Origin of the sequence: Catenuloplanes sp. NPDC051500, assembly GCF_044454585.1 — a bacterium.
GTDB lineage: Bacteria > Actinomycetota > Actinomycetes > Mycobacteriales > Micromonosporaceae > Catenuloplanes.
Genome location: NZ_JBITDX010000006.1, coordinates 296,744 through 307,882, shown reverse-complemented (window position 1 = coordinate 307,882; position 11,139 = coordinate 296,744). Strand labels below are relative to the sequence as shown.

Genomic DNA, 11,139 nt, shown 5'->3' with positions numbered 1-11,139 from the left:
GGACCGGGAATCCCGGTCCATGCGTTGACGTTTCTGCTGGGGCGATCGCCGCCCACTCCCGCCACCGGCCGGACGGGCTGCGATGCACAAGACACGAGGAGTGGGCAGTGGACGAGGTCCGCAACCTGATCATCATCGGCTCGGGGCCGTCCGGCTACACCGCGGCGGTCTATGCGGCCCGGGCAAACCTGAAGCCGCTGGTCATCGAGGGTGTGCAGTCCGGCGGCGCGCTGATGACGACCACCGAGGTGGAGAACTACCCCGGCTTCTCCGACGGGATCATGGGCCCCGAGCTCATGGACTCGATGCGTAAGCAGGCGGAGCGGTTCGGCGCGGAGTTCATCACCGACGACGTCACCCGCGTCGAACTGACCGGCACCACTGTCACCGAGCCGGGCGCCGAGGGCCTGAAGACGGTCTGGGTCGGCGACACCACCTACTTCGCGCGCGCCGTGATCCTCGCCACCGGTTCGGCCTGGCGGCGGCTCGGCGTGCCGGGCGAGGAGGAGCTGCTCGGCCACGGTGTCTCGTCCTGCGCCACCTGTGACGGATTCTTCTTCCGCAACCACCACATCGTGGTGGCCGGCGGCGGCGACTCCGCCATGGAGGAGGCCACGTTCCTGACCCGGTTCGCGGAGACGGTGACGATCGTGCACCGCCGGGACCAGTTCCGGGCCAGCAAGATCATGGCCCAGCGCGCGCTCGACAACCCGAAGATCAAGGTCGAGTGGAACAGCGCGATCGAGGAGATCCTCGGCGAGGACGGCAAGGTCAGCGGCGTCCGGCTGAAGAACACGGTCTCCGGCGAGACCAAGGTGCTGGACGTGACAGGCGTCTTCGTGGCGATCGGCCACATCCCGCGCAGCGACCTGTTCACCGACCAGGTCGCGATGGACGCGGACGGCTATGTGAAGGTCGACGCGCCCAGCACCCGGACCAACCTGCCCGGCGTGTTCGCGGCCGGTGACCTGGTCGACCACACGTACCGGCAGGCGATCACCGCGTCCGGCACCGGCTGTGCCGCCGCGCTCGACGCCGAGCGCTTCATCGCGTCGTTCGAAGAGATCTAACCCCCAGCCCACAGGAGGAACCCCCATGGAGTCGGTCACCGACAAGACGTTCGTCAGCACCGTCCTGCAGTCCGACAAGCCGGTGCTCGTCGACTTCTGGGCCGAGTGGTGCGCACCGTGCCGCAAGGTCACCCCGCTCCTCGAAGAGATCGCCAAGGAGATGGGTGACCAGGTCACCATCGTGAAGCTGAACATCGACGAGAACCCGGAGACCGCCATGGCGTACCGGGTGATGTCGGTGCCGACGCTCACCGTCTTCAAGGGGGGCCAGCCGGTGAAGTCGGTGGCCGGCGCCAAGCCGAAGGGCGCCCTGATCAACCTGATCGAGTCCGCGCTGTAGGGCTTCTGGCCGCGAAGTGCCCCGGTTCACGCGTTACGCGGAGCCGGGGCTCTTTACTGCTACCCAGCCCTACCCTCGCCTCGGCCTGGTAGCACGAGGCGCGCGATCGCGGTGCACCCGCGATACGCTCCGATCCGATGTTCCGAGGAGGTCGTCTGTGCGCCCGATCCGACGTGGAGACCGTGGTCCCGCGGTGGCCGAGATCCGGTCGATCCTCACCCGCCTCGACCCGTCCCACCCTGCCGGTGACGTCTTCGACGAGGAGACCGGCCAGGCAGTTCGCGCCTTCCAGCAGCAGCGCGGCCTGACCGTCGGCGGCGAGGTCGACGAGGAGACCTGGCTCGCGCTTGATGCGGCCCGCTGGCGGCTCGGCTCCCGCGTGCTGTTCCACGCCATCCCGCACCCGCTGATCGGTGAGGACGTGCGCGCGCTGCAGGAACGTTTGCTGGAGATGGGCTACGACGTCGGCCGCCCGGACAGCGTCTACGGCACCCGTACCGCCAAGGCACTCGGGCAGTTCCAGCGCGAGGTCGGCCTCGCCCCGGACGGCGAGTTCGGACCGCAGAGCCTGCACGCGTTGCGCCGCCTCGGCCGCAAGGTCGTCGGCGGCCGCCCACAGTGGCTGCGCGAGGCCGAGGCGTTCCGCCAGTCCGGTCCGCACCTGCTCGGCAAGACAGTGGTCATCGACCCCGGCCACGGCGGCCCCGACCAGGGCGTCATCGTGCCGGACGGGCCGTTGCGCTGGACCGAGTCCGACCTCGCGTTCGACCTCGCGTCCCGCCTGGAGGGGCGGCTGGCAGGTGCCGGCATGCGCGTCCACCTCACCCGCGGGCCGAACCCCGCGGCCCGCATCCCGGACAAGGCCCGCGCCCAGCTCGCCAACGACCTGCACGCGGACCTGCTGATCTCGATCCACATCGACGGCTACAAGACGCCCGAGGCCGACGGCGTCGCCACCTACCACTACGGCGACGGGACATCGGACGGCGTCACGTCCACGGTGGCAGAGCGCCTGGCCGGGCTGGTCCAGCGTGAGATCGTCGCGCGTACCGGCCTGCGCAACTGCCAGACCCACGCCAAGACCTGGGACCTGCTGCGCCTCACCCGCATGCCCGCGGTCCGCGTCGAACTCGGCTACCTGACCGCGCCGCTGGACCGTACCCGCCTCGTCGACCCGCTCTTCCGCGAGCAGTCGGTGGAGGCGATCGTCGCCGCGATCCAGCGCATGTACTTCCCTGTCGAGAACGACGTGCCCACCGGCTCCATCGACGTCCGCCAGCTGCGGATGGCGGTCGCAGCCGGCCAGCCGATCAAGGCCTAAGCGCACCATCATCTTCCCGCTTCCGCCGGGGTCAGGTTCCGCATGCTCCCGCGGGCTCCGGTCGTCGCTGGCGCTCCTCCCTGCACGATCCGCGGTCGCAAGAGCCGAACCCGCCCGGCTGCTCGGCTGCTCGGCAAGTGAAGCAGGCTCACTAGCGGGGCTTCATCGTGGCTCACCCGCGCTGCCGACTTTGTGAGCCCAGCTCAGTAGCGTCCGTCGCCACACCTCGCCGCTTGCACAACGAGCTGCAGAAGGCTCGTGAACAGCGGTTCTGGCCCTTGCACAGCGGAATCGGCTCCGGAGCGACGTGCGGAGCGCCAGCGGAGCCCGCCGCGCAGGTTTGCCCGCGGGAGCATGCGGGCCGCACCTCGGCGGGAGCGGGAAATCGGGGTCTGGGGTCGTCCCCAGGCTGGCTCGAGCGCCCGCGGGAGCATGCGGGCTGGACCCCGGCGGGAGCGGGAAAATCTGGAATTTTGGGTTCAGGCGGTGGAGCTGGTGGCGGGTCGGACCGGGCGGAGCAGCGTCTCCGGCGTCATCGAGCCGAGCAGCTTCTCAAGCGCGTATTCGACGTCGGACTTCCAGGAGAGCGCGGTGCGCAGTTCCAGGCGCAGGCGCGGGTAGCGGGGGTGCTGGCGGACGGTTTTGAAGCCGACCGAGAGGAAGAAGTCGACCGGGGCGACGCAGGCCGTGGCGTCGTCCTCGGGGTCCCCGAACTTGGCGTCGCCGAACGCTTCGATGGCCTTGATGCCGCGTTTGGTGAGGTCACGCGCGACGCCCTGGACGAGCATGCGGCCGAGACCGCCGCCGGCGAACTCGGGGACCACGTGCGACGTCATCAGCAGTGCGGCGTCCGCGGAGACCGGTGAGGTGGGGAACGCCATCGAGCGCGGCACGTAGGCGGGCGGTGCGAACATGACGAAACCGGCGGGCATGCCGTCGACGTAGACGAGCTTGCCGCAGGAGCCCCACTCCAGCAGTGTCTGCGAGACCCAGGCTTCTTTCTCCAGGTCAGGGGCGCCGTCGGCGCAGGCGCGCTCGGCGCTGACCGGGTCGAGTTCCCAGAAGACGCACTTCCGGCAGCGCCGGGGAAGGTCTTCGAGTGTGTCAAGGGTCAGGCTGACCAGGCGACGAGACATGGTTGCGATCCCCCACGGTGCTTACGAACGTCCGCTGAGAATCGTACGCCGGGAATTCGGCTCAGCGCGAAATTTGGACAAGGGGTCCGCCATGTGGACCGACCGGTTATCCGAGGGCGGCGCGAATGTGCGAGGCATAACATCGGTGGACCGGCGCCCGCGCTGGGCGCGCTCCTGGAGTGAGGTGATCATGTCCGGCACGACGCTCGATGATTACACCGATAGGTACGCCGCCCGTGTCGGGGGCATGATCGCCTCGGAGATCCGAGCACTCTTCGCCGTCGCCAGCCGCCCCGAGGTGGTGTCGCTGGCCGGCGGGGCGCCGTATATCGCCGCACTCCCGCTGGACGCCGTGGGGGAGATGCTGGGCCGGCTCGGCAGCGAGCACGGCAGCAGCACCCTGCAGTACGGCATCGGCCAGGGCACGCTCGAGCTGCGCGAGAAGATCTGCGAGGTGATGGCGCTCTCCGGCATCGACGTCGGCTGCGGCGCCTCCCCTGATGACGTGGTCGTCACGGTCGGCGGGCAGCAGGCGATCGACCTGGTCGCGCGCCTGTTCCTGGACCCGGGCGACGTGGTGCTGGCCGAAGGGCCGACCTATGTGGGCGCGCTCGGCGTGTTCCAGGCTGCGCAGGCTAACGTCGTGCACGTCGCGATGGATGCCGATGGGCTGATTCCCTCGGCGTTGGAGGCGGCGATCGCGGACGTGCGCGCCTCGGGCCGTCGCGCCAAGTTCCTCTACACGATCCCGACATTTCAGAACCCGACAGGTGTGACGCTGTCGGAGGAGCGGCGTGAGCAGGTGCTTGACATCTGCGAGCGCGCCGGCCTGCTCGTGGTCGAGGACGACCCCTACGGACAACTCGGCTTCGAAGGCGAGACGCCCCGGCCGCTGCGTGCGCGCCGGCGGGACGGCGTCTTCTACCTGAGCACGTTCTCCAAGACGTTCGCGCCTGGGCTGCGCGTCGGCTGGATCCTGGCACCGCACGCGGTGCGCGACAAGCTGGTCATCGCGACCGAGTCGACAATCCTGTGTCCGAGCGCGTTCGCGCAGGCCGCGGTGACCGAGTACCTGACCTCCATGCCTTGGCGCGAGCAGCTGAAGATCTACCGGGAGGTCTACCGGGAACGCCGGGACGCCCTTCTCGACTCGCTCGACGATCTCATGCCCGGGGGTACGACCTGGACGCGGCCGAACGGCGGCCTGTTCGTCTGGGCCACGCTGCCGGACGGTCTCGACTCCAAGGCGATGGTGCCCCGCGCGATCGCGGCCCGGGTGGCGTACGTGCCCGGTACCGGCTTCTACGCGGATGGCACCGGCCAGCGGTTCATGCGGCTCAACTTCTCCTTCCCGTCCCCCGAGCGGATCCGGGAGGGTGTGCGCCGGCTTGCAGGGGTGATGGAGCAGGAGATCTCCGTCCGTTCCGTCTTCGGCCCACCACCGGCCCCACGTCAGGGGCAGGCCGGGGCGGATGTGCCCGGTTCCCAGTTGGCATGATCAACGGCATGTCTCGCGATCTTCGTGTCCTGGTCCTCGCCGGCGGCCTCTCCTACGAGCGCGACGTCTCGCTCCGGTCAGGCCGCCGGGTGGTCGACGCGCTCCAAGCCGCCGGCGTCCAGACCGAACTCCGCGACGCCGACGTGGCGCTGCTCCCCGGCCTGCGCGCCGACCCACCGGACGCCGTCGTCATCGCGCTACACGGCGCCACCGGTGAGGACGGCTCCCTGCGCGGCGTGCTCGACCTGTTCGACGTGCCCTATGTCGGCTGCGACGCCCGTACCGCCCGCCTCGCCTGGGACAAGCCCTCCGCCAAAGCCGTGCTCCGCGAGTCCGTAATCAACACGCCGGACTGGGTGGCGCTGCCCCACGACCGGTTCTCCGAACTGGGCGCCGCCGCAGTGCTGGACCGGATCGTGGAGCGGCTCGGCGTACCCGTCATGGTGAAGCCGGCCCAGGGCGGGTCCGGGCTCGGCGCGTCAGTGGTGCGCGCGGAGTCCGAACTGTCGGCCGCGATGGTCGGCTGCTTCGCGTACGACTCGACCGCGCTGGTCGAGCACTACGTGGCCGGTGCCGACATCGCCGTGTCGGTGGTCGACCTGGGGGAGGGGCCCGTCGCACTCCCCGCCGTGGAGATCGTGCCCCGCGACGGGTTGTACGACTACGCGGCCCGGTACACCGCCGGGTTGACGACCTGGCACGCGCCGGCACGGCTGAGCCCGCCGGTCGCGGCAGCGGTCGCGGAGACGGCGGTCGCGGCGCACCAGGCGCTGGGGTTGCGCGACATGTCGCGGGTCGACCTGATCGTCGACGCGGACGGTACGCCGCACGTACTCGAAGTGAACGTGTCGCCCGGGATGACTGAGACGTCGCTGCTGCCGCTCGCGGTGGGGGCGGCCGGCCTCGATCTCGGGAAGGTGCTGTACGGGTTGGTCGAGAGGGCCGTGGCCCGGGCGGTGTGAGGGGCCGCTTTCGGCTTCTGTCAGAGCCATTCTCTCGCGGTTTCCGATCGAGCGGTTTTTCGCTGCGGCCGGCTTCGCGAAGCAGACAAAGCGGGCGTATCTGGGGTGGTGCTGTTTTCGGGCACTTTATTGATCCGGGGCAGCCGTTCGGGCGGCGGATCTCAGTCGGTGACTTGCGGGGCTCGCTCTTGCCGAGTCTGGATCTTGGGTCGGATGCTCGTCGGTCTTGTCGTTGGTCTTGTTGTCGGGGTGTGAAGTAGCGGGCAGCGCGATGCGCCCTCTGGGCGGGCTCGTTCTGGGCCGGGTTCGTTCTGGCCTCGCTCCGTCCGGATGTGGAAGTCTTCCTTCGACTGATGAAGGATCCTCGTAGGGAGCCGACTCTTGCTGAGGTGAGCCGGCCGTCCGGAGCCGCCGAGCGGTGGGCGCGGCTTCGTCGCCGATGAGGCTGTCCGACCGGTGGAGCACGGCCTGGCGGTGCCTCAGTCGATCGTGGTTGGTCGGGGTGGCGGTGAGTGACAGTTATGGCGGCGGCCTTGTTTCCTCTTCGCTGGCCGCTGGCCGCTGGCCGCCGGGTGCGGGGAGCGGGGAGCCGCATAGTCGGCCCGTCGTCTCGGGTGGCATCAGCACCTCCCGACTCAGAACGCGTTGGTCTCCGGCTATCTACTTGCCGAGATGACTGAAGCGCGATCCCGGCCAAGCGGGTCAGCATCGCAGCGGTCGGCCGCAGGGGGAGTCCGTCTGCGGCAGCGCTCGATTCACGCTTGCACCAGCCTGGTCAGGGCTGCCTCAATGCGCGCAGAAAGACTCCCGGCTGGTCATGTCGGCAGCCCTAGGCACCAGATGTACAACGCACCACAACGGGTCGTTCGTCATCGACCGAGCTGGGGCGGGTCCGCCCATAGCCGGCGAGCTCCGTCTTACCTGAGTCCTAAGCCTCGCCGACTTCTAGTCCCGGCGGTGCCTCACGACGGCGTGATTGAACTGTCCGGCGGCAAGGTCCAATCCGCTGCGTCCTGGCGGCCTTCGACTGCGGCACCGACACATACGGCCGCTCAGGCCGCAGGCCGCTCAAGCCGCAGGCCGCTCAGGCCTTGGTGGGTGCGGCGTCGTCGGTGGTTTCGGCGGGTGTGGAGCCGGCCTCACTTGCAGCGGCTTCGTCATCCGGCGCCTCCAGGGCGGCGACCGAGCTGACCGGTTCCGTAGACGCGCTGCCGTCGGCGGCGCTGTCCGCGGCCCCGTCGGCAGTCGGCACCGGGCCGTCGGTGGCGGCCGCGAAGCTGGATGGCGCCTGCCACTGGATGTGCGGCGGCTCGGCAAGCGGACGCCCGCCGAACTCGGCCAGCCAGGCGGCGACCATTGCCAGATTCTCCCGCCACTGCATCTCGGGGATCGGCGGCAGAATCGCATCCCACAGCGAGAGGAAGGTTCCACGCAGCTGCAGCCGGCCGTAGGGTCGCGCCAAGAACCACATGTGCAGATGCGCGGACCCGTCACCCCACCGGTTGACGTGCACCCGGGCCACGTCGTCCAGCGATCGGATGGCGCGCTCCAGCCGAACCGTCATGACGCCCAACTCAGCGGCGAGCAGGTTCGGCAGGTCACCCAGATCCAGGTGTGACCGTGACTCGAGAATCAGGACCATGGGCAGGCCTGACGGCTGGTCCATGGCGCGGACCCGCCAGCGGTCGCTGACCCAGATATACGCCTCGTCGGGCGCGGCACAGGCGACGCAGTCCGCCGAGTCCTCGCCCTTACGCGACGGCTCGACGTCGACGGGATCGTCGATCTGCTTCACGCGCATGTCGCCCTCGAACGGGAACGACGGCCACTTCGTGAACTCCGGAACGGAGGAAGGGGTGTGGGGCACGACGCTGACCCTAACGGGTTTGCCGCCCGATGTCCTTACCTGTTCGGCCCTCGGTCGCGCCGGTCACGTGGGGTTTCCCGGCACCCCCTCGCCTACGGCCCTCGGACCACCCGACTCAGAGTTATCCACCGAGTTATCCACAGGCACTGCCCGCACCCTGTGGATTACCGACCCGGCATGCCCATCTCAGTGAAAGCGATCAAATACCCTGCGTGGACGCCTCCGAACGGGTTATCCACCGTCTTCGTCCACAGGCCGACAGGCCCTCTGACGCGCTGTTTCACGTGAAACGAGTCGCCCTGTGGATAACTCCTGTGGATAACTTCGGCATGCGACGCATGCCGGTCATGCGCCGACCGTCTCGGCCAGTGGGCGGAGTTTTCCACAGGCTCAGCCCACAGGACGACTCTTGCTGTCCCGGGCATCGGACCGAGAGAAATCGATCATCTCGTTTCACGTGAAACGGCGTCGGGCGATGCGCACCGGGCGAGACGGGGCAGCGTTTCACGTGAAACGGCGCGTCTCGCTGGCTCGCGACGTAGCCCAGAATCCGCGAGGATTTTTCGCAGCAAGCAGGCTGAATCAGCGGCAATAAAGTCTTGTCGGCAGACTGCGCTGGCCACCGGAAAAGACGGCGGCCTGCGGGATGGTCGTCGGACGTGGCTGCTCGGCGTCGCTGCAGATAGTCGCATTCCTCGCTCCGGCACGTGATCTCGGACCACAGGTAGATGACGCCGTGTTGCAGGCTACGAGTAGCCCAGCAGCGGCTCCCTTAACTGTCTGACCCACGGCCCGTCTCGTACCCCCATGCAGGTTTGCCTTTGAATGCCGATAGCACTGCACTGGGTACGCGGTGGCAGAGGTGACCAACGTGGTCACGGAATGCGCTGGAGTCCGGCCATCGTTGGGCCCGACTCGGCGGCTAGCGCGGGAGAACGGCGGCAGGTCGTGGGCCTCTCTCGACAGCACGATCCGCTCGGTTTGCCAGGTGCGGTCCGGAGGTCGTGCCGCTTCGAATCCGCTCGAGTTGGGGGATTGGCCCGCCCCGTTCTTCGCTTCGCACCCATCGAGCCATCTGGTACGGCCGGGAGTTGCGCTGGGGGCACGCCTCCAGATTGCTGCGTTGATCCGACTGCACCCCCTTAGCGGACTGCCTTCTGGCGATCGTTGTTGGAGCGTTTTGAGGTGGTCAGGGGAGCAGGGCCCTCTAGTGAGGTGGGCACTGGCAGAGCTCCGGATCATGGATGGCGCTGATCTGCATCGTGCTGCCGGGTTCCTCTCAGGCCTGGTTTCTCGCGGGTGGGCGCGTTCGGCCACATCGAGATCATCGCTCTTGGGACGCAGTCCACCCGGTCTGACCGTGGCTGGCTCTTGCGCGGATCGCGTCCGGCAGCATCTCTCGCACTGGAGTGTCGGGGCTGGAGGAGAGGCGTCGCAGAGGCTGGCCCTCGGCACCTATCCCCGAGAGCCAGCCAGGGACTCCGGAGTGTCGCCCGATCGCCATGCCCTCGTTCTCAACGCAGCTTCACGGGCAGGGATCCCGCTGCGTGCCACCTGAGCCGGATTATCGGGCGGCTATCACGGCGTTGACAACGGCTGGCTTGCGCTCATGACCTGAAGCGGGTCGGCCCTTGAGCCTGGTGCACGGGCTCAGGGTTGGGCAGGCAGGCAGGCAGGCGGTCGCGGGACCTGGAGCAGATGCTGGGTCAGCGCGGTCTGGTGCTGGCAGTTGCGGAGAGGCCGGTCATCTTCAGCGGTTCGCCGACGGCCGGGATTCGCCTCAGACGAGTCGGGTACCGGCGCCCTCCGGCCGCGGATAGCGAGAAGCGCATGTTGGGCAGTAAGCAGGCGGGTTCGATGCGAGCTGCGTTCGTAGCCGGGCAAGCCGCAAGGGCAGGCCCTCCACAATCGCAACGAGCGAGTTCGTCGGGACCGGGCGGCTCGGGTTGGCGCCCTGAGCGGGCACTCCGGTGTTGATCGCGGCGAACAGTTCGTAGGTGTAGGAGCGGGGTGCCTCCCGAGCACAGCCGTGATGCCGATGCTCGCGGCGGGCGTCGGCAGGAGAACCGGGCAGCGGCGGGCGGCTTCGCAGCCGGCGTGCGAGCCTGCGCTGAAGTCGGCCAAGAGTCGGCACGCGGCGAGGAGGAATTGCTATACGGAGAACTACCGGGCCCTGCGGGGGAGCTGGTCTGCTCGTCCGACTCGGGCATCGAGGGCGGGCGTACCCAGGTGCGGCAGCGTCATGCCATCGGTCGGTACGGCGGCTTCAGTCGAGGCGGCGCTGTCTCGGATGGCCCGCGCCGTTCACCCATCGCACCGACTTGGTTCTCGCCTTCGCCGGACTCATAGCGTCGGTTCGCGTAAGCGATGTCGGCTTACACCGTCGCGTCCTCCAAGGCTTCGCCTGCGATCGACAGCGGCTCGGTCTCGAGCGGTTGCTTCATCGCCTGAAGGCTGATCCACCGCGGCTTAGTTGTCAGGCTCGCAGCAAGATAGCGGCACGGGTCTTGTGGATCGTGGTGGCTGTCTCCATTCGCCAGAAGAGGGCCAGGCTCCCGCGGCTTCCTTACCGGCCTGCCGACCGAGTCGGTCTACCGTCGATGAGCGAATCGCAAGTATGCCGGCGCACGTGTCCGCCCGGTTGAATCGTGCCCAACCGGCTGGCTTCTCGTGCCGCACTCTCGTAGGCCCAGGCCTGCAACTGACCGATCCGCTACTCCTCTGCTGCCGTGGCGCTCGGCGGCAGCAGCCTTGCGTCGCTGCCTACCGGCATCGCCGCACGCATCGTCAGGCTCGCTGCGGGCTCCTTGCGCCACTGCGATCCAAACTTCCGTGCGGATTCGGTGCGCACGGTGCGGCTGGCACTCCTCGCCGTCGCAGCGGCCTCCGCGCCAATGGGTCTTCAGCTCTCCATCCGTCGAAGTGTCTGACGATTGATCCGCCCC

At 68.5% G+C, this 11,139-nt stretch carries 7 protein-coding genes; 5 read left to right on the top strand and 2 right to left on the bottom strand.

Features of this window, described 5'->3' with window-relative positions:
- Positions 1–107: 107 nt before the first annotated feature.
- From trxB to ACIA8K_RS15240, 3 genes are all read left to right on the top strand, one after another.
- Positions 108–1,070, top strand: coding sequence for a thioredoxin-disulfide reductase (gene trxB, locus ACIA8K_RS15250; protein WP_396059013.1), 963 nt, complete (start codon positions 108–110; stop codon positions 1,068–1,070).
- Positions 1,071–1,095: 25 nt separating this feature from the next.
- Positions 1,096–1,410 (top strand): thioredoxin, encoded by a 315-nt coding sequence (gene trxA / locus ACIA8K_RS15245; RefSeq protein WP_396059011.1) that lies wholly within the window; start codon positions 1,096–1,098, stop codon positions 1,408–1,410.
- Between the two features lie 157 nt (positions 1,411–1,567).
- Positions 1,568–2,731 (top strand): N-acetylmuramoyl-L-alanine amidase, encoded by a 1,164-nt coding sequence (locus ACIA8K_RS15240; protein WP_396059009.1) that lies wholly within the window; start codon positions 1,568–1,570, stop codon positions 2,729–2,731.
- Positions 2,732–3,210: 479 nt separating this feature from the next.
- On the opposite strand, the gene ACIA8K_RS15235 is transcribed toward ACIA8K_RS15240, so the two are convergent.
- Positions 3,211–3,867 carry a GNAT family N-acetyltransferase gene (locus ACIA8K_RS15235; RefSeq protein WP_396059007.1) on the bottom strand — a complete coding sequence of 219 codons (657 nt, stop codon included), beginning with the start codon at positions 3,865–3,867 and terminating at the stop codon, positions 3,211–3,213.
- A gap of 190 nt (positions 3,868–4,057) precedes the next feature.
- On the opposite strand from ACIA8K_RS15235, the gene ACIA8K_RS15230 reads away from it, so the two are divergent.
- Complete coding sequence (locus ACIA8K_RS15230) at positions 4,058–5,365, top strand: PLP-dependent aminotransferase family protein (RefSeq protein WP_396059005.1); 1,308 nt, start codon at positions 4,058–4,060, stop codon at positions 5,363–5,365.
- A gap of 8 nt (positions 5,366–5,373) precedes the next feature.
- The gene (locus ACIA8K_RS15225) at positions 5,374–6,327 is read left to right on the top strand and encodes a D-alanine--D-alanine ligase (RefSeq protein ID WP_396059003.1); all 954 of its coding nucleotides are present in this window, start codon (positions 5,374–5,376) and stop codon (positions 6,325–6,327) included.
- A 1,084-nt stretch (positions 6,328–7,411) separates the two neighbouring features.
- Here ACIA8K_RS15225 and ACIA8K_RS15220 read toward each other — a convergent pair.
- Positions 7,412–8,128, bottom strand: a complete 717-nt coding sequence (locus ACIA8K_RS15220) for a hypothetical protein (protein ID WP_396059264.1) — start codon at positions 8,126–8,128, stop codon at positions 7,412–7,414.
- Positions 8,129–11,139 lie beyond the last annotated feature (3,011 nt).